This is a genomic window from Enterococcus faecalis, assembly GCF_029024925.1.
Lineage (GTDB): Bacteria > Bacillota > Bacilli > Lactobacillales > Enterococcaceae > Enterococcus > Enterococcus faecalis.
This window is the reverse complement of record NZ_CP118962.1, coordinates 175,488-201,265: the sequence shown is the minus strand read 5'-3', so window position 1 is coordinate 201,265 and position 25,778 is coordinate 175,488. Positions and strand designations below refer to the sequence as shown.

The following is a 25,778-nucleotide window of genomic DNA, read 5'->3' as shown; positions in this document are numbered from 1 at the left end:
CTCCTTTCTGCTATTTTCCATTAAATTGATTCATTGTTTCAACAAACGTATGTCCTTCGCATGCATATAAAGCGGCATCGGCTGCTTTCTTTACAGCAAGTAACATCTCTTCGTGTGTTTCTTTGGGAAAAGTGCTTAGTACATGGTGGATAACTGTATCATTTTTTGAGGGCCGACCAATGCCAATTTTAATTCTAGGAAAGACATTTGTTCCTAAATGGGCAATCAGACTTTTTATCCCATTGTGGCCGCCAGCACTACCTTTTTGCCGTAAACGAATTTTACCGACCTCTAAGTCTAAGTCATCATAAATAACAATCAAGTCTTCCTCATCTACCCCAAAGTAGGTCAACAACGGACCAACAGAGCGACCTGATTCATTCATAAATGTTAATGGTTTCACTAACAATACTTTCTCAGTCCCTATAAAAAACTCTGCAATATCTGCTTCAAAATTACTATTATTAAACGAAACATTTTGCCGATACGCAATTTCATCTAGCGTAATAAAGCCAATGTTGTGTTTTGTTTCTTTGTATTTACTACCGGGATTTCCCAGTCCTACGATTACTTTCATCTTTCATTCTCCTTGGATTATAAGCTTGCCAACACAAAATGGCTGGGAAGCGTATGCGCTACCCAGTTTTATTCATTATACCATAGAAATAAAAAAACTCGCAGTCTTTGAAGATTAAGAAAGATGTAAAAAAATTTTTTAGAAATTTAAACATGCGCAAGATAGTGAAATTACGCACATGTAAGAGCTACCATTTTGAAACAGGTCTGAAAACTGTATCATTTTTACAATCAAAGTTCGTGACATTTTTTACAAACCATGTTACTATCACTTTAGCAACAGGAAATAAAAACTCGTTGCTCACGAAAAAGAATGTAGAGGAAGGAATGGTACACATGACTGCAGCCGCAGGGAATAAAGATCACCAAAAAGTAATTTTAGTCGGGGACGGTGCCGTAGGTTCTAGCTATGCCTTTGCTTTAGTAACTCAGAATATTGCTCAAGAAGTTGGGATTATTGATATTAATGTACCAAAAACTGAAGGAGACGCGTTGGACTTATCTCACGCATTAGCATTTACTTCTCCTAAAAAAATCTATGCTGCTACTTATGACGATTGCCATGATGCAGACTTAGTTGTCTTAACAGCTGGTGCGCCTCAAAAACCAGGCGAAACTCGTTTAGACTTAGTTCATAAAAACTTGAAAATTAATAAAGAAATCGTTACAACAATTGTTGATTCTGGTTTCAACGGTATCTTCTTAGTTGCCGCAAACCCAGTTGATATTTTGACTTATTCAACTTGGAAATTCTCTGGCTTCCCGAAAGAACGAGTAATCGGTTCAGGAACTTCACTAGATTCTGCTCGTTTCCGTCAAGCAATTGCCGAATTAGTTGATGTTGATGCACGAAATGTCCATGCCTACATCTTAGGGGAACACGGAGATACAGAATTCCCAGTTTGGTCACATGCGAATGTCGCTGGCTTACAAATTTACGAATGGGTGAAAAATAATCCTGACGTCGATGAAGAAGCAATGGTTAATTTATTCTTCAACGTACGCGACGCTGCTTACACAATCATCGAGAAAAAAGGAGCTACTTTCTATGGAATCGCGGTTGCACTAGCGCGTATCACTAAAGCTATCCTAAACGATGAAAACTCTGTGTTACCACTATCTGTTTATTTAGAAGGTGAATATGGTCAAAACGATATTTATATCGGTGCACCAGCGATCATCAACCGCCAAGGCGTTAAACAAGTCATTGAAATTCCATTAACAGATGATGAACAAGAAAAAATGGAAGCTTCTGCTTCTGCATTAAAAGAAGTTATTGAAACAGCTTTTGCTAAATTTGAAGCAGAAGAAGCAAAATAACTCCTTCTACAATAGTCAAAAATTAAAAACAACCAAGAGTGAACACTATTGTTACTCCGCTTTAAAGCCTGGTACAAAAATCCAAAGTGATTTTTGTACCAGGCTTTACTTTTAATCTGTTTTACTTTACTCATCACTCAACTTTTTAAAAAAATTATTGTTTTGTTTAGCTCGAAAAATAACAATAACCAAAAATAAGTTTATTATCTAAAATTCACTACACTACTTAATACAGTCCATCTGCTTCTTCTTTTGTCACAATGTAAATATTTTTCATTTGCGTATAAGCATCTAGCATTGATTTATGCGTTTCTCGACCAATTCCTGATTTTTTATAACCGCCAAATGGCGCGCCCGCAGGCAATTGATTGTATGTGTTGACCCACATCCGACCTGTCCGTACACCACGAGCAACCCGTAATGCCACATTGATATCTTGAGAAAAGACGGCACCACCTAGACCATATTCAGAATCATTAGCTAAACGAATGACTTCTTCTTCCGTTTCAAATTTAATCACTGTTGCAACAGGACCAAAGATTTCTTCTTGGGCCACACACATTGTATTCGTACCATTCGCTAATAACGTAGGTGCTAAAAACGCCCCCTTGTCTAGCCCATTTTCTGTTAAACGTTGCCCCCCAGTAATCAGCGTAGCTCCTTCCTTCACACCAATTTCGACATATTTTAAAATTTCTTCCAATTGATGCTCATTGATCTGAGCGCCCATTTCAACATCTTTTTCCCACGGGAAACCAACGTTCACTTGTTCAAACTTTTCCTTTAAAGCTTCTACAAATTGATCATAAATACCTGACTGAACGAACACACGAGACCCAGCACAACAAACTTGCCCTTGATTGAATAAAATCCCTAACTGCACGCCTTCTAATGCACGTTCCCAATTGGCATCTTCAAAAATAATGTTGGCTGATTTTCCGCCAAGTTCTAAAGTGGCTGGAATTAGGCGGTCGGCCGCAGCTTTAGCGACAGTGTACCCCACCTCTGTTGAACCTGTAAAAGCTAGCTTATCAAACCCTGGATGTGCCAACATATAATTTCCTGAATCAGAACCACGACCGGTGATTAAATTCACTACTCCTTTCGGCAAGACTTGATCAAAAATTTTAAACAATTCCAACAGACTTAATGATGTGCTCGAGGACGGATGAATCACAACCGTATTACCTGCTGCCAACGCTGGTGCTAATTTCCAAGCACCCATTAATAAGGGGAAATTCCACGGAATAATTTGACCCACAACACCAATGGGTTCTTTCACAACAATGGATAACGTATCCTTATCAAATTCTTTGACAGACCCTTCTTCTCCACGAATCACACTAGCAAAATACCGAAAATGGTCTGCACTGGCAGGGACATCAATCGATTGCGTTTCCCGAAGCGGTTTTCCATTATCTAAAGTCTCCACCATAGCCAAATGTTCTTGATTTTCTTCAATCAAATCAGCAATTTTCAACAAAAGATTGCTTCTTGTTACAACGTCAACATCTTTCCATATCTGAAACGCTTCTTGGGCTGCTTCTACAGCTCGATCCACATCTGCATTTGTGGCATCAACAAATTCTGCTAATTTTTCGCCATTACTAGGATTGTAACTAGCAATCATTTTGTTACCACTACCTGTTGTCCACTCTCCATTAATATACAATTGATAGCTACTGGCAACTACTTGATTTATTTCTTTTTTACTCATTTACCCACCTCTTTTTTTATTTTTGTATCCGCTTACAATTATAAGACATCTTCCACCTAAAAGTAAATGATTCTACCTAAAAAAATATAGCTATCAGCGACTGTTGCTAACTCATCCCGACCTGAAACCGCCTGGCAATAACTGAATGTATTAAACTTTATTGGAGAGAACTTTTGCCACAAAAAAAGCTAGCACTGAAGAATTAAAATTGCTTCTTCAGTGCTAGCTTTGATTTTTCCAACTCATCCGTTCTTATTGACAAAGAGCTGATTTTTTTATTTATCTTTTGGAACGATATAGTTCATTAAATGTGTTTCATCAGCTGAGATTGTACGTGTCGAAACAACGTTTAATCCCTTCACGTTCATTTCAGAAATTAAGATGCTACCATCTTTAAAGACTTTTTCCACAAATGCGACATGACCATAAGTATTGTCTGCGCCTAAAACGCCAGCTGGGAAGGAAACCGCTGCGCCTGCTTTTGGTGTACGACTTACTTTGTACCCGCGTGCACGACCTGTTTCGCCCCAATCTTGACCATTTCCCATTGTTAAGTCCACACGTTTACCTAATTGCGTAATACGGTTGTAGACATATTGTGTACAGTTGCCCCAAGCATAACTATTAAAGGTGTCATAGTTTTTGCCATTATAGGCTGGGAAATTTGATTCCATTGGTTCAACGGTTGCTTTTTCTTTATCATAATAAGTTAAATCGTATGTTTTAATTAACGCATTTAATTTCTTATGGTAATCTTTGTCCGTTGCGTATTTTCCTGTTAGGAAACGTGTCGCTTCTTTGTATGATTTGGCTTCCGTTTTCCAGACACCATGATAGAAATCTTTATTGGAATCTAAACCATTTTTCAATAATTTCGCATAATCTTCCATTGATTCTTTATACGTTGGATATTGACGGAATTTTGCTTCTACTGTGTATAGGTTACCGAAACCATTGTCTTCATAGGTAATAAAAGAAACAGATTGACCTTTGTAATCGCCTTTAATACCAAACAAATTGTAGTTTGGTTTCTGGCTTAATTTACTATTGCCGCTGCCACTTTCTAAAATTGCTTGAGCAATCATCACACTAGCATATAAGTTTTTGTCCTTGGCCACTTTCCGAGCAGATTCACCGATTTCTTGAATAAACTCTTCTGTCTTCTTCGTTTTGCTGACCGTAAACGTCTCATCGTCTTCCACTAACCCAACCGTTTCATTTGTAACTGGTGGGACTATTTCGGGCTGCGGTGTTGACGCTACTGGTTGTTCTACTGGCTTTTCAGCTGGCGCTGTTGGTGTCACTGGTTTCGCCGGCTGTTTTGATTCAGAAGTACTCGTGCCAGGTTTTGGCTGTTCTTTAGAAGAACTTGGTGTGGTCGTCGGCGTGGTACTTGATTCAGTTGTACTTGTTGACGTAGAATCTGTGGTTGACTCTGTTGTACTCGTTGAGGTGGAGTCAGTAGTCGATTCTGTCGTACTTGTGGATGTTGAATCCGTTGTGGAATCTGTCGTTTCGGTTCCTGACGTTTCCGTGGACTCCGTGGTTGTAGATTCACTTGATTCGGTTGAACTTTCTGTTTCAGTTGTTGATTCTTCTGTCGCTTCTGTTGTTTCACTAGTCGCTGTCGTTTCAGTGTCTTCAGCAGTTGTTGCTTCTGCGGTTGTTTCTGCAACAGAACTATTTTCAGCTACCAAGTTATTACCTTCTGCAAATGCGCCTACTGGCATTGATGAACCTAAAAGTAATAAGGTAGAGAACATGGCAAATTGTTTTTTCATACTCATTCTCCTTTTTTATTTTTCTCCATTTATTTTTATGTACCAACATAATAATTGACATAGTTATTGTTTAAATGGCTCCTTTTTTAATAGTATACTGTTTCATAAAAAATTTCTAGCAAAAAGTTAAAAAAATAGAAGAAAATTCACAAATTCTTCTATCTTTTTTTGGTAATTTTCTAAGAAAAAAAAGAAAGGGCTTGAACAAACATCAACGTCCTCTCTTTTTCTCGTTATCCTTCAAACAAAATACTTTTTTTTCGAAGTGCCTCTTTGATTTCTTGGAAAGTTTCTTCGTCTGCACAGCGAATAGTATGCAGATGGACGCCTCCTGTTAAAACTGATAGTAATGTAGCATGCTCTTTTTGATACTTGTCCATAAATTTATCAATATCTTTCTCTGATTGAATGCGCAAACTGCCGATTAATTCCCCATAAAGCGGATGTGCAATACTCACATCTACCACTTCTCCACCTTTGGCAACAATGACTGACAATTCTTCTCTCGTTTGTTCAGGTGTATGTTGACAAGCAATTTTCCGTTCAATTCCTTCTAAAGGTTGTTCCAACATATACCCTCGAGCTGTTGCGACAATTTCGACCCCTGTCGCCCGTAATAGAGCGACATCTCCTACAATAATTTGTCTGCTGACATCAAAAGCTTTTGCAAAACGAGTGGCACTAATTGGCTTTTCGGTCTCTCTTAATCTTTTAACAATCTCTCTTCTTCTGATTTCTCCATCCACGACCTTCGCCTCACTCTCCTAAATGTTTTTCTTGGAAACGTTTAGAGGCGTCCATAATTCCCTGGAAAGTCTCAGATAATGTTTCTTCATACTCGGCATTTTCAACATGATTCAGAATAGTTTCTAATACTTGTTGTTCTCTTTCAGAATCAAAAACCGCATGACCTGCTTTCTTTTTCACTGCAGCAATCTCTGCGACGACGTCCATCCGCTGTTCTAATAAACGGACCAGTTCCTTATCGATTTGGTTAATCTTTGCTCGTTGTTGTTCTAAAGAAGTTGTTGGGGTGTCATCTTCAGTCAATTCTTTAATTATCCGTGCTGGATTACCTGCGATCACACAGTTTTCTGGGAACGATTTGGTCACAACAGCGCCTGCTGCTACCACTACATTATCGCCTAATGTTACGCCAGGAAGGACAATCGTTCCACCGCCAATCCAAACATTGTTGCCAATGATAATTCGTTTCCCTGATTCCATTCCGCTATTACGCTTGGCTGCTTGTAATGGATGCTCGGCTGTATAAAGTTGCACATTGGGGCCAAACATACAGTTATCGCCAATTTCGATTGGACAAACATCTAAAAAAACGTTATTAAAATTGGCATAGAAATTTTTTCCCACAGAAATGTTGTAGCCATAATCAAATTGAATCATCGGTTCGATGTACGTCCCGACACCCACTTTTCCAAACGTTTCTTCTATTAATTGACGACGAATATAAGTGTCTGGTTGTTGGTTAATTAACGCCATTTGTTCACGGGCTTTTTTGCGATCAGCCACTAATTCAGGATCTGAGGCAAAATATAGTGCACCTGCGATCATTTTTTCTTTTTCTGATTTAAATTCTTCCATTCCGTTACTCCTTTATCGTTAATTCTGCAAATATCGTTTCGGCTTTCGCTTCTAAAAAATAATAAGGTTGTTGTAAAAATAGCGGCGTTTGATTAATGGCTAAAATAGTTGCCGTTGGTTGTTTATAATGAATCAAATCGCAAAATGGATGCACTTGAAAACTCGTGCCGACAATCACGATTAAGTCGGCAGAAGCAACGGCCTGAATGGCTTTTTCAATTGCCTCTTCGGATAGTCCTTCTTCATACAAAGTAATAGCTGGACGGATTTGTCCATGACAATCAGCGTGCCGATCACTAAGCAAATAGTCTTGCCAAGGAACCGTTGCACCACAAGTTTGGCAATAACATTCATATAAATTACCATGAAAGTCCACCACTTCTTGGCTACCTGCTTTTCGATGAAGCCCATCAATATTTTGTGAAACAATTTTTCCCCGTTTCATTTGCTCTAATTGGGCCATTTTCTGGTGAATGATATTAGGTTGTGCGTCTGGATGATAGAGCGTTTTAACGAATTGATAAAACTTTTCTGGCTCTGTTTTTAAGCAAGTCCGGCTCAATAAGTATTCCGGTTGCTGGATTCCTTGATAGACACCTTTTAAGGAACGATAATCTGGCACACCTGAGGCTGTCGAGATACCCGCACCTGTTAAAAATGTGATTTTTTGTTGGGTTGCCAACCAATGAATTGCCTCGGCTTGCGTGATATCTTGCATATCGATTCAGCTCCTAATCTTCTATATTATAACGTATTTTAACATTAGCACCAAAAGTTTTTCCACTTTTTGAAAACTTCTTACCTATATATTGATTTATCTTGAAAGAGTTTGTGACAAATTTCTCAACTCGTGGTAAAATATGCATGAGTAAAAGTGAGGTGAAACAACAATGGTCGCATTTATTATTTATTGGGCTGCAATTATTGCCTGCATCGCTTGGGGCGTTTTAAGCATTTGGTTCTCTGTTTTTTATCTTTCTCGTAAAGAAAACGGAAATCTTTGGGCTTTTGCGTTCTTCAACGTTATCGCTATTATCGCCTTAGCAATTGTTTTATTAGTTTACAAAACTTGGGATTTCGGTATCTTAACTTACTCAAGTCTAATTTATACAATTTTAGCTTCTTTAGGTGTATTGACTGTTCTTCAAGCTATTTTAGGTCGTGAACCAAAAGCTGTCAAAGCTTAAGTAAAAAGCAACTGTTCTTTTAGGAATGGTTGCTTTTTTCGTATTAGTTTCTATTTCGTAGGGAAAATGTTACGCTAATTTCATGGTGTTTGTGTCCTCTTGATAAATTCCTTTGCTGGAACATATTGACTTTCTTCTGGATTTATCCTAAAATTAATAACTGAATTTAATAACTGAATAGTGCCTCAAAAAAGAGGTAGAGGTCGCGGTTTTTATTACGCTTGTGGAGTGAGAGGACACTGGGAAGCAAGTTTAGGATCAATCGCCGAAATGCATAACGGAGCCTCTTCTGTTGTGTGTTGGGACGTAAGTTAAGAGCTTGCGGACTGTCTTAGTAGTGATGCTAAGTTGTGCTATGTTTCGTTGAGGAATTTTTTTCGACATTACCTAGCAACCTTACATCTGTTTGGTTGTTTTTTTGTATTCAAAAATAGGTTGTGACAGAAGTATTCTCCTTTAAAAAGACAGAATCGCTTTTGCTCAGCTGATTATCAAAGCTTGTTGATTGAAAAAAGACAAAACGATCAATCAGACAAGAAATTTAAAGGAGAGAAAAAGATGAACAAAAAAGTTTTTTCATTCAGTCTACTACTTGTCACGCTATTTTCGTTACTTGGCATGACAACCAACGCTTCGGCGGAGGAAAATGGTGAATTTCGTGTCGGCATGGAAGCTGGCTACGCCCCTTTTAACTGGTCACAGAAAAATGACGCACATGGCGCAGTGCCTATTCAAGGCAACTCTTATGCAGGCGGCTATGATGTTCAAATTTCTAAAAAAATTGCCGATGGTTTAGGTCGTAAATTAGTAATCGTCCAAACCAAATGGGATGGCTTGGCGCCCGCCTTACAATCTGGAAAAATTGATGCCATTATCGCCGGAATGAGCCCAACCGCTGAACGAAAAAAAGAAATTGCTTTTACAAACCCTTATTATGAATCACAATTTGTCGTAATTGTAAAAAAAGATGGCAAATACGCTAATGCAAAAAACTTGAAAGATTTAGCTGATGCTAAAATCACAGCTCAACTAAATACATTCCACTACGGATTAATTGATCAAATTCCAAATGTCAATAAACAGCAAGCAATGGATAACTTTTCAGCTATGCGAACAGCACTTGCTTCTGGCATGATTGATGGGTATGTTAGTGAACGCCCCGAAGGCATAACAGCAACTAGTGTCAATAAAGAATTAAAAATGTTAGAATTTCCAAAAGAAAATGGCTTTGATGCTAGCGCTGAAGACTCACAAGTAGCAGTCGGCATGCGTAAAGGCGATCCAGACATTGAAAAAGTAAACAAAATTTTAGCAGGTATTTCTCAAGATGAACGGACAAAAATTATGGACCAAGCAATCAAGGATCAACCTGCAGCAACAGATAGTGATGAACAAAAAACAGGACTTATTAACGATTTCAAAAATATTTGGAATCAATATGGCGACATGTTTTTACGTGGTGCTGGTTTAACGCTATTTATCGCGTTAATTGGGACGGTCGTCGGAACAACCCTTGGTTTACTAATTGGTGTCTTCCGTACAATTCCAGATTCTGAAAACCCAGTCGCTCGTTTCTTCCAAAAATTAGGAAATTTAATTCTTTCTATTTATATTGAAGTTTTCCGTGGTACACCAATGATGGTTCAAGCAATGGTTATTTTCTATGGTTTAGCTCTAGCTTTTGGCATCTCTTTAGACCGAACAGTGGCCGCACTATTTATCGTTTCTGTAAATACTGGTGCCTATATGTCTGAAATTGTTCGCGGAGGTATTTTCGCAGTAGATAAAGGACAATTCGAGGCAGCACAAGCGATTGGGATGACCCATGGACAAACAATGCGTAAAGTCGTTATTCCCCAAGTATTACGTAATATTTTACCTGCAACAGGGAATGAATTTGTCATTAATATCAAAGATACGGCCGTGTTAAGTGTTATCGGTGTTGCAGATTTATTCTTCCAAGGGAATGCTGCTTCTGGCGCAAACTTCCAGTTCTTCCAAACCTTTACAATTGTCGGCATCATGTACTTGGTAATGACTTTTGTGATCACACGAATCTTACGTGTTGTGGAACGTAAAATGGATGGCCCTTCTGCTTACGTTAAAGTAGAAGAATTAACTGAAGAAGGAAAAGAAAGCTAGGAGGCAAACAGATGAGTGCAATTATTGAAATTGAACATTTACGAAAAAGCTTTGGCGAAAACGAAGTATTAAAAGATATCAATATGAACGTCAATAAAGGAGAAGTTGTCACCATTATCGGTTCTTCTGGTTCTGGTAAATCAACGTTATTACGTTGTATTAATTTGTTAGAAAAACCAACAGATGGTAAAATCATCTATAATGGTAAAAATGTTTTAGAACGTGGTTATAGTTTGCCCAAATATCGGACCCATTTAGGCATGGTTTTCCAATCATTCAATTTATTTAATAACATGAATGTCTTAGAAAACTGTACTTCTGGTCAGATGACTGTCCTAAAAAGAAACAAAGAAGAAGCCAAAAAAATTGCCTTAGAAAATTTAGAAAAAGTTGGCATGGCTCGTTTTATTGATGCCAAACCTGCTCAATTATCTGGTGGACAAAAGCAACGGGTAGCCATTGCTCGAGCATTATCAATGGATCCAGATGTTTTACTTTTCGATGAACCAACTTCTGCATTGGATCCTGAAATGGTTGGCGAAGTGCTAAAAACAATGAAAAATCTTGCCCATACAGGGCTAACAATGGTGATTGTAACACATGAAATGGAATTTGCGCGGGACGTATCCGATCGTGTTATTTTCATGGATAAAGGTGTCATTGCCGAAGAAGGGACCGCTGAAGATATCTTTGTCCATCCAAAAGAAGCTCGGACAAAAGAGTTCTTACATCGGATTTTAACGAAAAACTAGTAAAAAAGAGGCAGTCATTCTGGTTAGAGTGACTGCCTCTTTTTTACTAGTTTTTGTATTGACGAATCATTGGCGGTTCATAGGAATCAATAAATGCACCAATTTCTTCTAAGGAATCTGAAATGAAAATTTTAGCTCGATCCGCTTCTGTTAAGAAACTAGTTTCTACCATTTTATCAAAAAAAGCAGCTAATAAATCATAGTAACCATTCACGTTGTATAAAATACAAGGATTCATATGTTCACCGACTCGGCCCCAAGAGATCACCTCGCTAATTTCTTCTAGCGTGCCGGGACCACCGGGTAAAGCTAAATACACATCTGCCAATTCAATCATCTTTTTCTTACGCGCATGCATATCACTGACTGTATGCATCTTTGTAATGCCATTATGTGCAATCTCTCGTTCCATTAAAAAAGTGGGCATGACACCAATTACCTCTCCACCTTCTGCCAAAAGCGTATCAGCCACTGTACCCATTAGACCAACATTGCCACCGCCATAAACTAGATCATAGTGATTTTCTTTCATCCAAGCGGCTAACGCTACTGCAGCTTGCTGATAGATTGGCTCATTCCCCAGACTGGCGCCACAATATACTGCCATTTTTTTCACAAACATACCCTCCATTTAGATAGATTCTTTTTTACCATCTATCCTCTGGTAGCTATGGTAGCATATTTTGATTTTATCGAAAAGGTGCAGCCATTTTTCTTTTCGTTTTAAAAGTATTTGAATTTTCAGACAATAAATGCTATAGTCTTTTTATATTTTAAAATTTCAGAAAAAGGAGCCCTATTATCTTGTCTACCTCACTCACTATTCGCTTAGTTGCCGAAGCAGATTGGCCCGCATTACATACCTTGGACCAAATCATTTGGACAAAAAAGAATACCCCTGCCGAGATACAACCACTCTCGCTTGCGGCATATCAGGAAAAAATGAAGGATGAAACGATTTTCGTTGCCATCAGCGGACAACAACTCGCTGGATTTATTGAAGTCCATCCGCCCACTTCGTTAGCAGCTCATCAAAAGCAATGGTTACTAAGTATTGGCGTTTCGCCAGATTTCCAAGGTCAAGGGATTGGCGGTTCTTTGCTGTCGTATGTCAAAGATATGGCCCAGATAAGCGGGATTCATAAGCTGAGTTTGCGAGTAATGGCTACCAATCAAGAAGCCATTCGATTCTATGAAAAACATGGTTTTGTGCAGGAAGCACATTTTAAAGAAGAATTTTATATAAATGGACACTATTGTGATGATTATCAGTATGCTTATTTCATAGAAAAATAAGAAAACCAATGTTTTCTATAAAAACTGGTTGCTCTCTGTTTCTTCTTCTGTTATTTTAAATAATAAGACAATATTAAGGAGTGTGAATCTATGCAAAAAAAGTTAGTTTGGCGTGATTATCTATACGTTGGTTCAATGTTATTCGGTTTGTTTTTCGGTGCTGGAAATTTAATTTTCCCTGTACATATGGGACAAGAAGCGGGGGCTTCCGTCTTTTTAGCAAACTTGGGCTTCTTAGCCACTGGAATTGGCTTACCTTTTCTTGGTGTCATTGCTATGGGTGTTTCTAAAAGTTCAGGTGTTTTTGACTTAGCTTCTCGGATTAATCGTCGTTATGCTCTTATTTTTACCTTACTATTATATTTAACGATTGGTCCTTTCTTTGCTTTACCAAGGTTAGCAACTACTTCTTTTGAGATTGGTCTTGCACCATTTGTTCCGAAAGACTTGCAATGGCTGGTTCTTGCTGGTTTTTCCGCATTATTTTTCTTAGCTGTTTGGCTCTTCTCTAGAAAGCCAAGTAAAATCTTAGATTATGTGGGTAAATTTTTAAATCCGTTATTTTTAGCATTGCTAGGAATTTTGATTGTTTTAGCCTTTGTAAAACCATTAGGTCATGTGGCCAGTGCCGCTGTTGGTGAAAATTATATTTCAAGTCCTTTTTTTAAAGGATTTACAGAAGGTTATAATACGTTGGATGCTTTAGCTTCATTAGCTTTTGGGATTGTTGTCGTTTCCACTTTACGAAATATGGGCGTCGAAAAACCAGGAGATATCGCTAAAGGAATGATTAAATCAGGTGCTTTCAGTGTTGTATTGATGGGGATTATCTATACCTTACTTGCTTATATGGGAACAATGAGTATCGGGGCTTTTCCAATCAGTGAAAACGGCGGGATTGCCTTAGCCCAAATTGCCAATTACTATTTAGGCCTACCAGGGAGTATTTTACTGGCTTTTATCGTAGTTCTTGCTTGTTTAAAAACCGGTATCGGCTTAAGCACAGCCTTTTCTGAGACTTTTGAAGAAATGTTTCCGAAAGTTTCCTATCAAAAATTCTTGGCAATTGTTGTTATTTTACCAGCTATTTTTGCAAATGTCGGCTTAACCAACATCATTCAATTTGCCGTTCCAGTCTTGATGTTCCTTTATCCATTGGCGATTACTTTAATGCTTTTGGTAATCATCAGTCCTATTTTCAAACATCGACGGGAAGTCTATCAAGCAACGACCTATATCACATTGATTGCTGCTGTTTTAGATGCATTAAATAGCGCGCCTGCCTTTATCAAAGATACGGCGTTTGTAACAACGCTTTTAGAAAAAGCCGGCCAATACTTACCATTGTTCACTATTGGCATGGGCTGGGTCGTTCCAGCAACGGTTGCTTTTCTAATTAGTTGGGTTTGGGTCATGATTTCTAAAAAAGATCCTATTCTTGATTAATTCTTACCAAAACGACACTAGAAAAAATGCGGAAGCGCATCTTTTCTAGTGTCGTTTTTATGTATATTCGTTGTACCAAACTCTTGACTATGGTAAATTGAAGTTACCAACAAGTACTGGAGGAAATTGCCCATGTTAGTTACAACAACCGAGAGAATTAGCGGTCAAGAATATGAAATTATTGGAGAAGTTTTCGGGTTAACCACACGTTCTAAAAATATGTTTAAAGATTTAGGCGCTGGACTAAAAAGCGTAGTTGGCGGTGAAATCAAAGGTTACACTGATATGCAACGAGAAGCACGCGACCAAGCAATCGAACGTTTAAAAGCAGAAGCCTCTAAATTAGGTGCAGATGCCGTTGTGATGATGCGTTTTGATTCTGGCACAATTGGCACAGACATGCAATCTGTCGTGGCTTACGGAACAGCTGTTAAATACATCTAAATTTTGCAACTAAAAAGACGCAGACCTTTTCTTGTAAGGTCTACGTCTTTTTAGTTTTCATATTTCACTTCTGCTAAATACAATCCTTCTGGATGAGCAGTCGGACCCGCTAAATTTCGATCTTTGGCTGCGATAATTGCTGGAATCGCGGTTGGTTCCAGCCGCCCATTGCCGATTTTCAATAGCGTACCAACTAAAATCCGAATCATTTTGTACAAGAAACCATCGCCCCGAAAAGTGAATGTTAATTCATCCCCCGTTTCATTGACATGAACACTGGCTTCATGAATAGTTCGGATTTTATCTTCTACCGAACTTCCTGAGGCACAGAAAGAGGTAAAATCATGGGTGCCTAATAAATCAGGTAAAGCTTGTTGGATTTTTTCGAGATCAATGGGATACGGAAAATAACTGGCATAAAAACGTCGAAATGGACTTCGCGGTTTGCCAATATCCACTTTAAATTGATAGGTTTTTTCGATCACGTGATAACGTGCATGAAAGTCTTCTGAAACACGTTCCACGCTGCGCACAGCAATGTCTTCTGGTGTTTGTGTATCTAACGCAAAGCGCATTTTTTCCAACGGACGTTCCTGCGGATAATCAAAGTGAATCACTTGGCCCATTGCATGAACACCTGCATCTGTTCGTCCTGAACCAAAAACCGTCACGGAGTGTCCGTTATTCATGCGTGCTAACGTTTTTTCTATTTCTTCTTGAACGGTACGCTCATTAGGCTGCTTTTGAAAGCCATGAAAATGAGTGCCATCATAGGCAATGATTGCTTTATAGCGGGGCATAATTTTTCTTCACCTTTTCTAAGTTCTTAATACAAATAAGCCAATGGTTAACAAGACAAAGCCAAACATTACTATTGTATCTCGTAGGTGCCAATGAAGAATGCGGTATTTTGTCCGTCCTTCGCCACCTTGATAACCTCTTGCTTCCATGGCAGTCGCTAAGTCTTCCGCACGATTAAAACTACTTACGAAAAGCGGAATCAAAAGTGGAACAATAGCTTTCATTTTTTGAAGTAAGTTTCCTTCACCAAAATCAACACCACGGGCACGTTGGGCATTCATAATCTTTTCCGTTTCATCCATTAATGTTGGGACAAAACGTAAGGCAATTGATAACATCAATGAAACTTCATGAACTGGAAATTTCACCACACGAAGTGGGCGTAACAAATATTCAATCGCATCTGATAACTCTAATGGTGCCGTCGTTAAAGTTAATAACGTTGACATGAAAATAATTAAAACAAAACGACAGAAAATAAATAGCCCATTCGTCACACCAAACTGGGTAATGGAAATAATTCCCCACTGAAAGTACACCTCTCCCCCTTGTGTAAACAAGGTTTGAAGAGCCACAGTAAACAGAATTAGCCATAATAATGGCCGAACACCGCGGATAAAGAAGCGGGCGCTGATTTTTGATAATGAAATAGCAAAAGCAGTAAAGGCTGCTATTAAAACATAACTCTGCCAATTATTTGCTAAAAAGATAATCCCAATAAAATAAAAACTAGCTAATAATTTTGCGCGCGGATCTAAACGATGGATAAAAGAATCACCTGGAATATAGCGCCCAAAAATCAATTTATTCATCATTTTGCCTCACCTGCTTCCTGCATTTTTTTCAGAAGCTGATCGGCTAATTGATCGGCCGTTAATGGTAATTGCTCAAAAGAAAAGCCTTTTGCCACTAATTTTTCAGCAAATTCGGCTGCAGTTGGCACGCCTAATTGTTTTTCTTTCAACCATTGTGTCTCTTGAAACACTTCTTGTGGTGCTCCCGCTCGGACGATTTGTCCTTTTTCTAAAACAATCACATGATCTGCGTAATTAGCCACATCATCCATCAAATGTGTCACTAAAACGATGGTCATATTATGTTCCTTATGCAGACGACTAAACATCTCCATCATTTCTTTACGACCCTTAGGATCCAAACCAGCAGTCGGTTCGTCTAATACTAAAACTTCTGGTTCCATCGCTAGCACACCAGCAATTGCGACACGGCGCATTTGACCACCTGATAACTCAAACGGAGAATGTTGTAAGTATTTTTCATCTAAGCCGACTAAATCAAGCATTTTCTTAGCTAATTTTTTCGCTTCTTCGTCTGAAACACCAAAGTTTTTCGGTCCGAAAGCGATGTCTCGCTCCACTGTTTCTTCAAACAATTGTGCTTCTGGAAATTGAAAAACGATCCCAACTTTTTTACGAATTGGTTTTAAATTCTTATTATCAGTTTCTGGCGTAATTACACGCTCTCCAATTGTCACTTGGCCTTTAGTTGGTTTCACCAAAGCATTCAAATGTTGTAATAACGTTGATTTTCCACTGCCAGTATGACCGACAATCGCTGTATAAGAGCCGTCTTGAATCGTTAAATTAATATCGAATAATGCCCGTTGCTCAAAAGGAGTATTGGGTTGGTAAGTAAAATCTACTTGTTTAAAACGGATGTCCATAACCAATCCACCATCCCTTCTTCTGTTAAATAATTCGTTGGCACAACAACGCCACGCTCTTTCAAAGCTACTTTTAATTTTTCAGGAAACGGTAAATCCAAGCCCATTTCAACAAGCGCTTCTCCTGCAGAAAAAATCTTTTCTGGTGTTCCTTCGTTTGTCAATTGTCCTTGGCGCATCACTAAAATACGATTCGCATTAGCCGCTTCATCAATATCGTGGGTAATAGAAATAACTGTTAAATTGCTTTCTTCTTTAATCTTTTGAATGGTAGCAATTACTTCTGCACGACCTTCTGGATCTAACATACTTGTCGCTTCGTCTAAAATAATAATATCTGGTCGCAAAGCAACCACACCAGCGATAGCTACTCGTTGTTTTTGGCCGCCAGATAGCCGAGCAGGTTCTCGCTTGGCAAAATCTAACATACGAACCCGTTCTAATGCATCGTGAACACGTTCGACCATTTCATCACGCGGAATACCTTGATTTTCTAAACCAAAAGCCACATCGTCTTCGACTGTTGAACCGACAAATTGGTTATCTGGATTCTGAAAGACCATTCCTACCATACGCCGGATATCCCAGACGTTTGCTTCATTTAATTCTTTGCCGCCAACTTTGATAGTCCCAGCAGCTGGCAGTAACAGCCCATTGATCGTTTTGGCTAACGTTGATTTACCAGAACCATTATGGCCAATAATAGCGACCCATTCGCCTTGTTGAATGGAAAAAGACACATCTTTTAAAGCGGGAGAAGCATCTTCTGGTTGATAATTAAATTGGATATTATTTAGTTCAATGATTGGTTGCATCGCGTACTCCCTCAATCTATTTATTCTTTCTAACACTACCAAAAAAGTAGCGTTTTTTCAATCATCTGTTCTGATTCTTCACACTATTTTTTATTATACCAAAAGAACGGTCATTATGGGAGCTCTTATCTGTCTTGACAGGTCTATTTTTCATAAAAATAACTTCTTGTTCTCATAAAACAAGAAGTTACTGATTTTCTTTTAAAAATGTGTCTTCAAATATTCAAACGCATATTGGGCATATAACTCAGCACCCATTGCCATCGCATCTTCATCAATATTAAAACGACCATGGTGATGTGCCCATTCCGTATCTTTCTCCGGATTACCACTTCCCACTAAGGCAAAACAACCAGAAGCATGTTCAGTATAATAACTGAAGTCTTCACCACCGGTTGTCGGCTCTTCTTGTCTTAAGGCCGCTTCACCAAAATTTTCCTTAATTAGTGTTTGGGCAAACAAGGCATCCTGCTCATCATTAATCACTGGCAACGTCCCATATTGATAATCTAACGAAGCCGTCCCACCGTAAATAGCGGCTGTTTGTTCCGCATAGCGTTGTAGCGCCTGTTCTACTCGATTACGCGTTGCTACACTAAAGCAACGAACCGTTCCTTCTAAACGTGCATTCTCAGCAATCACATTAAAACGGGTCCCCACATCCATCCGTCCAATCGTGACAACTACTGGATCTAAAGGATCTGTCTCCCGAGAAACAATCGTTTGCAGATTCATCACGAAAGAAGAAGCTATGACTGCCGCATCAATACAAGCGTTTGGCATGGCACCATGGCCACCACGGCCTTTAAAATCAACAGAAAAAATATCTGCGGATGCGAAACTTGAGCCCACTCGACACGAAGCGGTTCCTACAGGCATTTGTGACCAGATATGTAAGCCAAATACATCATCAACACCGGTCATTGCGCCTTGCGCAACCATTGCTTTAGCACCTTGCGCATTTTCTTCAGATGGTTGAAAAATTAACCTTACTGTTCCCTGAAGTTCTTCCTGGATTTCTTTTAATACTTTAGCCGCTGTTACTAACATCGCGGTATGGGAATCATGCCCACATGCATGCATCTTGCCAGCTTCTAAAGATTTATAAGCTAAATCTTCATTTAATTCCTGTACAGGTAAGGCATCCATATCAGCTCGCAGCGCAACCACTCGGCCTGGTTTGCCGCCCACAATTTCAGCAATTAAACCCGTCGGTTCTGTTTTGCGATAAGTAATTCCTAATTGATCAAGAACTGCCGCGACTTTTTCTGTCGTTCGAAATTCTTCAAATTGTAATTCTGGATGTTGGTGTAAATCCCGTCGAAAAGCAATCATTTCTTGTGCATGCTGCTTGACTAGTGCTTTGATTTTTTTCATACTTACGCCCCGTTTCTACAAACTTAATAAAATACTTGAAAAAATACCCGCTAAAATAACCGAAACAATGGTGACTGTTACGAAACCTGCCACTAACATCGGTGGCATTAAATGGCTCGTTAAAGCCGCCTGTTCTTGTTCATCTTCTGTCAATGATTGAATCACTTCATTAGTAATAACATAATCGGCTGGAAAGCCATATAAAGCTGTCAACGAAACAGCGAATGCCATCTCTTTACTCACACCTAATACACGACCAACAATTGCTGAAAAGATGTACATCCCGATAACACCAATCACAATAATCCCAATCATTGGTAAAAATAAATCCATCAACATTTCAGGTGTGGCTTGTTTTAAGCCATCAAAGACAAAAAGCATTAACCCTAAAATCGCAAAACCAAAGCTATTTGCTTTCTGCAATGGTTGCTTTTCTAAAAAGCCTAAAGACGTTGCAATCACGCCAAAACATAAACACAGCACAAAAGGACTAATCGTCACAAACGGTGCCGTCCACACAGAAACATAATAAGCAAGTGTGGCAACTAAGGCTAAACGTAAAATTCGTGAATAATCTGTATGATATCGTTTGGGTACTTTTTCAAATAGTTTAGGCACATCTGGTTCTGCTCCTGTTTCTTGCCCCTCTTGTTCATGAACCGGCTGCCATGTCCCTGCTCGATATTCTTGAAGCTTCCGCTTTCCTTCTTTTTTTAGAACAATTGAAGTTAAGGGATAACCTGCAAACCCTTGAATGACATAAATTAAAATTGCCAAAACTGAAAGTGAGGCTAAACCAGCTGATTGAGCCGCTTCTGACATTACTAATGAAGAAACTAAACCTCCTACTAACGGCGGGATTGCAACTAAAACTGTTTTTAAGTCAAAAACAAAAGTCCCCACAGCTAACAACAAGGCAATAATGCCCAGAATACCTGACAAAGCAATCACAATCGTTTTCCATTGATTAACCAATACTTTAACAGAGAGCAGAGTGCCCATATTAGTAATCAACAGATACATTAATAAAGTGGCAACCACTGTAGGAATCCCTGCCACTTCCACAATATTTTGTGGAAAAATAGTCCAATAACCAAGAATAAATAAAACACCACAAACAAAAACAGATGGAATCCAAGCTTTTGTTTTGATAGAAACTACATCACCAATGTATAAAATAACCATCAGCAACGAAAAAGCAAACATTTGCGACATATAATTCCCCCTTCTACTAACTCAGATGTTTAATTATCTGAAAATTCCAATTAATAACCAGTATAACAAACCGGAAAAGCTTCTGCAATGCTTTTAAGAAACAAAAAAGCTTTGAGAAAACAGCGTTTTCCCAAAGCAAAAAAAAATCACCTTTATATGATGAGTGCTCCCCTGCTAAAGCCATCTTTAGCAGGGAAAGCAGAGCTAGACTCGGAGTCGCCTCCAACATCATAACACTCTAAAAGAAACATCTATAAAGTGATCGGTTTATTAATTATTTAACAAATTCGATAACTACCATTGGTGCTGCATCGCCGCGTCTTGGTTCTGTCTTCAAGATACGAGTGTAACCACCTTGGCGTTCCGCGAAACGAGGTCCTAAATCGTTAAATAGCTTTTGTAAAGCTGATTCAACAACGATAGACTCATCTTCTTCACGAACACTAGCAACTTCATTACGAACGAAAGTAGCTGCTTGACGACGTGCATGAAGATCTCCACGTTTACCTAAAGTAATCATTTTTTCTACAGTTGAACGTACTTCTTTCGCACGAGCTTCAGTAGTTACGATGCGTTCGTTGATGATTAAATCAGTTGTAATATCACGTAGCATAGCTTTACGTTGGCTTGATGTGCGTCCTAATTTACGGTAACTCACGTTGGGTTCCCTCCTTCGTTTCTGTTCTCACGAGCCACTGCTGTTAAGCAGGACTGGAAACTTCGTAAAAGTCTTAATCGTCCTTACGTAATCCTAATCCTAGATCATGCAATTTAAGTTTTACTTCTTCAAGAGATTTACGACCTAAATTACGTACTTTGATCATTTCTGGTTCAGATTTGTTTGTAAGTTCTTGTACAGTATTAATGCCTGCACGTTTTAAACAGTTATATGAACGAACTGATAAATCAAGTTCTTCAATCGTCATTTCTAGCATTTTCTCTTTTTGAGTTTCTTCTTTTTCCACCATGATTTCAGCGTTTTTCGCTTCGTCAGTAAGGTTTACAAAGATATCTAAATGCTCAGTCATGATTTTCGCAGCTAAACTTAGTGCTTCTTGAGGAATGATTGAACCATCTGTCCATATTTCCATTGTTAATTTGTCGAAATCATCACGACGACCAACACGTGTATTTTCTACTTGGTAGTTAACACGACGAACGGGTGTGTAGATGGAATCAACTGGAAGTACACCGATTGGCATATCTTCTTTTTTGTTTTCGTCTGCTTGAACATAGCCACGACCAGGTTTCACTGTTAAGCGAGCATGGAAAGTAGCTCCTTCAGCAACACTACAGATAACTAAATCTTTATTTAGGATCTCAACATCACTGTCCACGATAATATCGCCGGCAGTCACGGTAGCGGGTCCTGTAATATCGATCTCAAGGGTTTTCTCTTCTTCAGCATATAATTTCAATGCTAAGCCTTTAATATTCAAAATAATTTGTGTTACGTCTTCTCGTACACCTGGAATGGTTGAGAATTCGTGTAAAACACCATCGATTTGAATATTCGTAATTGCAGCTCCTGGTAAAGAAGACAATAAAATACGACGTAGAGAGTTACCTAAAGTAGTTCCGTAACCGCGTTCTAATGGTTCAACGACGAACTTACCATAATCTCTATTTTCATCAATTTTTTCGATTCTTGGTTTTTCAAATTCAATCATTCTTATCTATACCCCTTTCAAAACGAAAAGTGTCTTGTTCAATGACGTTCCTAATTCAAACTCAGAATGAGTGGCGCTCATTAAACACGACGGCGTTTTGGAGGGCGGCATCCATTATGAGGAACTGGAGTCACGTCACGAATTGCAGTCACTTCTAAACCTGTTGCTTGTAATGAACGAATTGCTGCTTCACGTCCAGAACCAGGTCCTTTAACTGTTACGTCTACAGTTTTAAGTCCATGTTCCATTGCCACTTTAGTTGCGGCTTCTGCAGCCATTTGAGCGGCAAAAGGAGTTGATTTTTTGCTTCCTTTAAAGCCTAATGATCCTGCTGATGACCATGCTAATGCATTACCATGTGTATCAGTAATCATTACGATTGTATTGTTGAATGTAGAATGGATATGTGCTACACCTGATTCTATATTCTTTTTGACACGGCGTTTACGACTAACTTTTTTTGCTGCCATGAAGTTCTAACCTCCTTCACTTAGGAATTATTTTTTCTTGCCTGCTACTGTTTTAGTAGGGCCTTTACGAGTACGTGCATTATTTTTCGTGTTTTGTCCACGAGTTGGTAATCCACGACGGTGACGGATTCCACGGTATGAACCGATTTCCATCAAGCGTTTGATGTTTAAGTTCACTTCACGACGAAGATCCCCTTCAACTTTTAACTTATCAATTTCCGCACGAATCGCATCTGTTTGTTCGTTTGTTAAATCACGTACACGAACATCTTCAGATACGCCAACGTTTGCTAAAACTTTTTTAGCTGTAGTGTTACCAATACCATAAATGTAAGTAAGAGAAACTACTACACGTTTGTCACGAGGGATGTCTACTCCTGCAATACGAGCCATTATTCGTTACACCTCCTAATTATCCTTGACGTTGTTTATGTTTTGGATTTGCTGGGCAAATAACCATAACACGTCCTTTACGGCGAATTACTTTACAATGTTCACACATTGGTTTTACTGATGGTCTTACTTTCATGATAATACCTCCTGTGGTTTTACGGAGTACAATTATTTAAAGCGATAAGTAATACGGCCACGCGTTAAATCATACGGTGATAATTCAACTGTTACTTTGTCACCAGGTAAGATACGGATGTAGTGCATACGGATTTTACCTGAAACAGTAGCAAGAACTTGGTGTCCATTTTCTAGTTCGACTTTAAACATTGCATTCGGCAAAGTTTCGACGACTGTACCTTCGACTTCAATCATATCTTCTTTTGCCACGCACAGTACCTCCTTGTACTTGTTTCGCGTTTTCACACGATAAAACGGCGGAAACTCCAGCTCCCACCTAGAAATTCTCAACTAACTTCGTTATTCATTTTGATGTCACAAAACTGTAGAAGTCGGACTGATATATTCTACCATATTTAGTTATGTTTTGGCAAGAGAAACTGAATACAACAACAGGGTTAAACTGCGGGCAATTGGAAATTAGTTTTCGTCAATGATTTTTTTCACATCAGAAAAAACAGTATCGATTTCGCGATTGCCATCGATTGTATGCATCAAGCCTTGTTCTTTATAGAAAGCTAAGATTGGTGCGCTACTTTCAATGTTGACTGCCAAACGATTTTTAACCGTTTCGGGCTTATCATCTTCTCTTTGGTAGAATTCATGTCCGCCACAGCGATCACAAGTGCCTTCAACTTTTGGCGGGTTGAATAATTTATGATACGTTGCGCCACATGTGCGACAGATGAATCGTCCAGCTAAACGCTCGATTAATACATCTTCTTCTACATGGATGTCAATGACAGCATCAATTTTTTTGTTTAATTCTTTAAGCATTGTATCTAATGCTTTTGCTTGATCCAGTGTACGTGGGAAACCATCTAATAGGAATCCTTTGTCTGTGTCTGGTTCAGCAAGGCGTTCTTTAACAATTCCGTTTGTTACTTCGTCAGGAACCAGTTCACCTTTATCGATATAAGATTTCGCTTCTAGGCCCAAGGCAGTTTCATTTTTCATTGCTGCACGGAACATATCTCCAGTAGAAATATGTGGAATGCCATACGTATCAATGATTTTTTCTGCTTGGGTGCCTTTACCTGCTCCAGGTAATCCCATTAAAATGAGGTTCATATATTCTCCTCCTAATTTTAAAGACCGGCTTATGAAGCTAGCCATATGTGAGAATGGTGCTGAGGTAAAACCTCAACACTCGATTCTTACTTATTGATAAAGCCGACATATTGACGTTTCATCATTAATCCTTCTAATTGTTTCGTTGTTTCTAATGCAACCCCGATAACGATTAGTAAACTTGTTCCACCTAAACCGATTGATTGAGGTAAGTTCCAAACCATTTGCGCAATGATTGGAAGTAAAGCAACAAGTCCTAGGAAAATTGAGCCGACAACACTTAATCTCATTAACACGCCAGATACATATTCTTCTGTACCTTTACCTGGTCGCACGCTTGGAATGTAGCTTCCTTGTTTTTGTAAGTTTTCCGCTAATTTCTCAGGGTTTACTTGAACAAATGCATAGAAGAACGTAAACGCAACGATTAGGACAGTATAGATGATTGCCCCTGGAACTGTGTTATAACTGAAGATTTTTGTCATAATGTCATACCAATTTTCACCAGCGAATTTTGATGAGAAAGCTTGTAAAATGGCATTTGGTGTTGCAATTAACGAGCTGGCAAAGATAACTGGAATAACCCCAGCAGCATTTACTTTTAACGGTAAATAACTACTTGTTGGTGCACCAGAAACACGTTTTGTATATTGGATTGGAATCTTACGCTCTGCTTGTTGGAAGAACGTTACGACTGTAACAATCACCAAAATAGCAATAACTAAGATTGCAATGAAAATAACAGATTGCCAAATACGAGAAGACTCGATATTGACGAAGTAATCTTCATAGATTTCTTTGACTGCTCCTGGCAAACGAGAAATAATCCCGGCAAAGATAATCATTGAAACACCATTTCCGATTCCTTTTTCTGTAATTTGTTCACCCATCCAAGTCACAAACATCGTCCCAGCAGTTAAAATAACTGCAATCATCACAAAGGTACCTAAGGTTGGATTGTTTACAATCCCAGTTTGACTTAAGCTATTAAAACCAGCAGTGATCCCCATTGACTGAGCCACACCCAAGACAATCGTTAGATATCTTGTAGCTTGATTTAATTTCTTACGCCCAACTTCCCCTTGTTTTGACCATTCTACAAATCTAGGTACAATATCCATTTGCAATAGTTGAATAATAATAGAGGCTGTAATGTATGGCGAAACCCCCATCGAGAAGATAGAGAAGTTTTGCATGGCACTACCACTCACCATATTCAACATATTCAAAAAGGGTAAGCTACTTAAATCAGACAATCCCTTTGCATTCACCCCGGGCACAGTAATGTGCGCACCTAGGCGAAATACAAACAAGATTAAAACTGTAAATAAGATTTTTGATCTAATGTCTTTGACTTTAAAGGCGTTCTTTAATAGCTTGAACAATTAGATCACCTCGATTGAACCACCAGCAGCTTCGATAGCTTCTTGTGCTGATTTCGAGAATTTAGCTGCTTTCACAGTTAATTTTTTCGTTAACTCACCATCTGCAAGAACTTTGATTCCCGCTTTTTCGTTTTTAACGATTCCTGCTTCTTTTAGGACAACAGGAGTTACTTCTGTTCCATCTTCAAAACGGTTTAAAGTATCTAAGTTCACAACAGCGTAATCTTTACGATTAATGTTTGTAAACCCACGTTTTGGTAAACGACGGAATAATGGAGTTTGACCCCCTTCAAATCCTAAACGAACACCACCGCCTGAACGGGCTTTTTGCCCTTTTTGTCCACGGCCAGCTGTTTTACCATTACCAGATGAAGTACCACGTCCAACACGGTTACGTACTTGGCGTGAGCCCTCAGCAGGTTTTAATTCATGAAGTTTCATAGGTTTGGCACCTCCTTAA

The 25,778-nt window shown here is 38.8% G+C and carries 30 protein-coding genes and 1 riboswitch; of the genes, 7 read left to right on the top strand and 23 right to left on the bottom strand.

Annotation, left to right across the window (positions count from 1 at the left end; genetic code table 11):
- Nucleotides 1–10 precede the first annotated feature (10 nt).
- A complete protein-coding gene (pth, locus tag PYW42_RS00955) occupies nucleotides 11–577 on the bottom strand; it encodes an aminoacyl-tRNA hydrolase (RefSeq protein ID WP_002361556.1) in 567 nt (188 codons plus the stop codon).
- Nucleotides 578–912: 335 nt separating this feature from the next.
- On the opposite strand from pth, the gene PYW42_RS00950 reads away from it, so the two are divergent.
- A complete protein-coding gene (locus PYW42_RS00950) occupies nucleotides 913–1,896 on the top strand; it encodes an L-lactate dehydrogenase (protein ID WP_025189128.1) in 984 nt (327 codons plus the stop codon).
- A gap of 226 nt (nucleotides 1,897–2,122) precedes the next feature.
- Here PYW42_RS00950 and PYW42_RS00945 read toward each other — a convergent pair whose 3' ends face one another.
- The 5 genes from PYW42_RS00945 to PYW42_RS00925 all read right to left on the bottom strand — a co-directional run bounded on the left by PYW42_RS00945 (nucleotide 2,123) and on the right by PYW42_RS00925 (nucleotide 7,714).
- Nucleotides 2,123–3,613 carry an aldehyde dehydrogenase family protein gene (locus tag PYW42_RS00945; RefSeq protein ID WP_002356250.1) on the bottom strand — a complete coding sequence of 497 codons (1,491 nt, stop codon included), beginning with the start codon at nucleotides 3,611–3,613 and terminating at the stop codon, nucleotides 2,123–2,125.
- Between the two features lie 275 nt (nucleotides 3,614–3,888).
- Entirely contained in the window at nucleotides 3,889–5,400 is a 1,512-nt protein-coding gene (locus tag PYW42_RS00940; protein ID WP_025187662.1) for a glucosaminidase domain-containing protein, read from the bottom strand.
- Nucleotides 5,401–5,627: 227 nt separating this feature from the next.
- Nucleotides 5,628–6,140 carry a transcription repressor NadR gene (locus tag PYW42_RS00935; RefSeq protein WP_002356248.1) on the bottom strand — a complete coding sequence of 171 codons (513 nt, stop codon included), beginning with the start codon at nucleotides 6,138–6,140 and terminating at the stop codon, nucleotides 5,628–5,630.
- Nucleotides 6,141–6,150: 10 nt separating this feature from the next.
- Nucleotides 6,151–6,996 (bottom strand): chorismate mutase, encoded by an 846-nt coding sequence (locus PYW42_RS00930; protein ID WP_002389702.1) that lies wholly within the window; start codon nucleotides 6,994–6,996, stop codon nucleotides 6,151–6,153.
- 4 nt (nucleotides 6,997–7,000) lie between these two features.
- Complete coding sequence (locus PYW42_RS00925) at nucleotides 7,001–7,714, bottom strand: NAD-dependent protein deacylase (protein WP_002381369.1); 714 nt, start codon at nucleotides 7,712–7,714, stop codon at nucleotides 7,001–7,003.
- Nucleotides 7,715–7,886: 172 nt separating this feature from the next.
- Between PYW42_RS00925 and PYW42_RS00920 the strand changes: the two genes are divergently transcribed.
- The 3 genes from PYW42_RS00920 to PYW42_RS00910 all read left to right on the top strand — a co-directional run bounded on the left by PYW42_RS00920 (nucleotide 7,887) and on the right by PYW42_RS00910 (nucleotide 11,077).
- Nucleotides 7,887–8,183, top strand: coding sequence for a hypothetical protein (locus PYW42_RS00920; protein WP_002356244.1), 297 nt, complete (start codon nucleotides 7,887–7,889; stop codon nucleotides 8,181–8,183).
- A gap of 189 nt (nucleotides 8,184–8,372) precedes the next feature.
- Nucleotides 8,373–8,547: riboswitch (Lysine riboswitch) on the top strand.
- 194 nt (nucleotides 8,548–8,741) lie between these two features.
- Nucleotides 8,742–10,325, top strand: coding sequence for an ABC transporter permease subunit (locus PYW42_RS00915; RefSeq protein WP_002388748.1), 1,584 nt, complete (start codon nucleotides 8,742–8,744; stop codon nucleotides 10,323–10,325).
- 11 nt (nucleotides 10,326–10,336) lie between these two features.
- Nucleotides 10,337–11,077 (top strand): amino acid ABC transporter ATP-binding protein, encoded by a 741-nt coding sequence (locus PYW42_RS00910; RefSeq protein ID WP_002356242.1) that lies wholly within the window; start codon nucleotides 10,337–10,339, stop codon nucleotides 11,075–11,077.
- Nucleotides 11,078–11,123: 46 nt separating this feature from the next.
- Here the strand turns inward: PYW42_RS00910 and PYW42_RS00905 are convergent, their stop codons facing one another.
- Complete coding sequence (locus PYW42_RS00905; protein WP_002411019.1) at nucleotides 11,124–11,708, bottom strand: LOG family protein; 585 nt, start codon at nucleotides 11,706–11,708, stop codon at nucleotides 11,124–11,126.
- Nucleotides 11,709–11,881: 173 nt separating this feature from the next.
- Between PYW42_RS00905 and PYW42_RS00900 the strand changes: the two genes are divergently transcribed.
- The 3 genes from PYW42_RS00900 (at nucleotide 11,882) to PYW42_RS00890 (ending at nucleotide 14,263) form a co-directional block, all read left to right on the top strand.
- Nucleotides 11,882–12,373: a GNAT family N-acetyltransferase gene (locus tag PYW42_RS00900; RefSeq protein ID WP_002389663.1), complete on the top strand. Its 492-nt coding sequence runs from the start codon at nucleotides 11,882–11,884 to the stop codon at nucleotides 12,371–12,373.
- Between the two features lie 90 nt (nucleotides 12,374–12,463).
- Nucleotides 12,464–13,819 (top strand): branched-chain amino acid transport system II carrier protein, encoded by a 1,356-nt coding sequence (brnQ, locus tag PYW42_RS00895; RefSeq protein ID WP_002361550.1) that lies wholly within the window; start codon nucleotides 12,464–12,466, stop codon nucleotides 13,817–13,819.
- Nucleotides 13,820–13,951: 132 nt separating this feature from the next.
- The gene (locus PYW42_RS00890; RefSeq protein WP_002381365.1) at nucleotides 13,952–14,263 is read left to right on the top strand and encodes a heavy metal-binding domain-containing protein; all 312 of its coding nucleotides are present in this window, start codon (nucleotides 13,952–13,954) and stop codon (nucleotides 14,261–14,263) included.
- Between the two features lie 50 nt (nucleotides 14,264–14,313).
- On the opposite strand, the gene truA is transcribed toward PYW42_RS00890, so the two are convergent.
- The 16 genes from truA to rplO all read right to left on the bottom strand — a co-directional run bounded on the left by truA (nucleotide 14,314) and on the right by rplO (nucleotide 25,759).
- Nucleotides 14,314–15,063, bottom strand: coding sequence for a tRNA pseudouridine(38-40) synthase TruA (gene truA / locus PYW42_RS00885; protein ID WP_002364524.1), 750 nt, complete (start codon nucleotides 15,061–15,063; stop codon nucleotides 14,314–14,316).
- An 18-nt stretch (nucleotides 15,064–15,081) separates the two neighbouring features.
- On the bottom strand, nucleotides 15,082–15,879 hold the full coding sequence (locus PYW42_RS00880) for an energy-coupling factor transporter transmembrane component T family protein (protein WP_002373841.1): 798 nt from the start codon (nucleotides 15,877–15,879) through the stop codon (nucleotides 15,082–15,084).
- Entirely contained in the window at nucleotides 15,876–16,745 is an 870-nt protein-coding gene (locus PYW42_RS00875) for an energy-coupling factor ABC transporter ATP-binding protein (protein ID WP_002381364.1), read from the bottom strand. The genes PYW42_RS00880 and PYW42_RS00875 overlap by 4 nt, the downstream gene beginning before the upstream one ends.
- Entirely contained in the window at nucleotides 16,721–17,560 is an 840-nt protein-coding gene (locus PYW42_RS00870; protein WP_002359354.1) for an energy-coupling factor ABC transporter ATP-binding protein, read from the bottom strand. Before PYW42_RS00870 ends, PYW42_RS00875 begins: the two co-directional genes overlap by 25 nt.
- Nucleotides 17,561–17,761: 201 nt before the next feature.
- Nucleotides 17,762–18,937 (bottom strand): M20 family metallopeptidase, encoded by a 1,176-nt coding sequence (locus PYW42_RS00865; protein WP_002359353.1) that lies wholly within the window; start codon nucleotides 18,935–18,937, stop codon nucleotides 17,762–17,764.
- Between the two features lie 15 nt (nucleotides 18,938–18,952).
- Complete coding sequence (locus PYW42_RS00860; RefSeq protein ID WP_010816083.1) at nucleotides 18,953–20,152, bottom strand: hypothetical protein; 1,200 nt, start codon at nucleotides 20,150–20,152, stop codon at nucleotides 18,953–18,955.
- 16 nt (nucleotides 20,153–20,168) lie between these two features.
- Complete coding sequence (locus tag PYW42_RS14125; RefSeq protein WP_002411018.1) at nucleotides 20,169–20,381, bottom strand: hypothetical protein; 213 nt, start codon at nucleotides 20,379–20,381, stop codon at nucleotides 20,169–20,171.
- 45 nt (nucleotides 20,382–20,426) lie between these two features.
- Nucleotides 20,427–20,810, bottom strand: a complete 384-nt coding sequence (gene rplQ / locus PYW42_RS00855; RefSeq protein ID WP_002356228.1) for a 50S ribosomal protein L17 — start codon at nucleotides 20,808–20,810, stop codon at nucleotides 20,427–20,429.
- Nucleotides 20,811–20,883: 73 nt separating this feature from the next.
- Nucleotides 20,884–21,822, bottom strand: a complete 939-nt coding sequence (locus tag PYW42_RS00850; RefSeq protein ID WP_002356227.1) for a DNA-directed RNA polymerase subunit alpha — start codon at nucleotides 21,820–21,822, stop codon at nucleotides 20,884–20,886.
- Nucleotides 21,823–21,902: 80 nt separating this feature from the next.
- A complete protein-coding gene (gene rpsK / locus PYW42_RS00845) occupies nucleotides 21,903–22,292 on the bottom strand; it encodes a 30S ribosomal protein S11 (protein WP_002356226.1) in 390 nt (129 codons plus the stop codon).
- Between the two features lie 27 nt (nucleotides 22,293–22,319).
- Entirely contained in the window at nucleotides 22,320–22,685 is a 366-nt protein-coding gene (rpsM, locus tag PYW42_RS00840; RefSeq protein ID WP_002356225.1) for a 30S ribosomal protein S13, read from the bottom strand.
- 19 nt (nucleotides 22,686–22,704) lie between these two features.
- Nucleotides 22,705–22,821, bottom strand: coding sequence for a 50S ribosomal protein L36 (gene rpmJ, locus PYW42_RS00835; protein ID WP_002288710.1), 117 nt, complete (start codon nucleotides 22,819–22,821; stop codon nucleotides 22,705–22,707).
- A 32-nt stretch (nucleotides 22,822–22,853) separates the two neighbouring features.
- Nucleotides 22,854–23,072: a translation initiation factor IF-1 gene (gene infA, locus PYW42_RS00830; protein ID WP_002356224.1), complete on the bottom strand. Its 219-nt coding sequence runs from the start codon at nucleotides 23,070–23,072 to the stop codon at nucleotides 22,854–22,856.
- Nucleotides 23,073–23,282: 210 nt separating this feature from the next.
- Nucleotides 23,283–23,933, bottom strand: a complete 651-nt coding sequence (locus tag PYW42_RS00825; protein ID WP_002356223.1) for an adenylate kinase — start codon at nucleotides 23,931–23,933, stop codon at nucleotides 23,283–23,285.
- Between the two features lie 86 nt (nucleotides 23,934–24,019).
- Complete coding sequence (secY, locus tag PYW42_RS00820) at nucleotides 24,020–25,318, bottom strand: preprotein translocase subunit SecY (protein WP_002359350.1); 1,299 nt, start codon at nucleotides 25,316–25,318, stop codon at nucleotides 24,020–24,022.
- Nucleotides 25,319–25,759: a 50S ribosomal protein L15 gene (gene rplO / locus PYW42_RS00815; protein WP_002356221.1), complete on the bottom strand. Its 441-nt coding sequence runs from the start codon at nucleotides 25,757–25,759 to the stop codon at nucleotides 25,319–25,321.
- Between the last annotated feature and the right edge of the window lie 19 nt (nucleotides 25,760–25,778).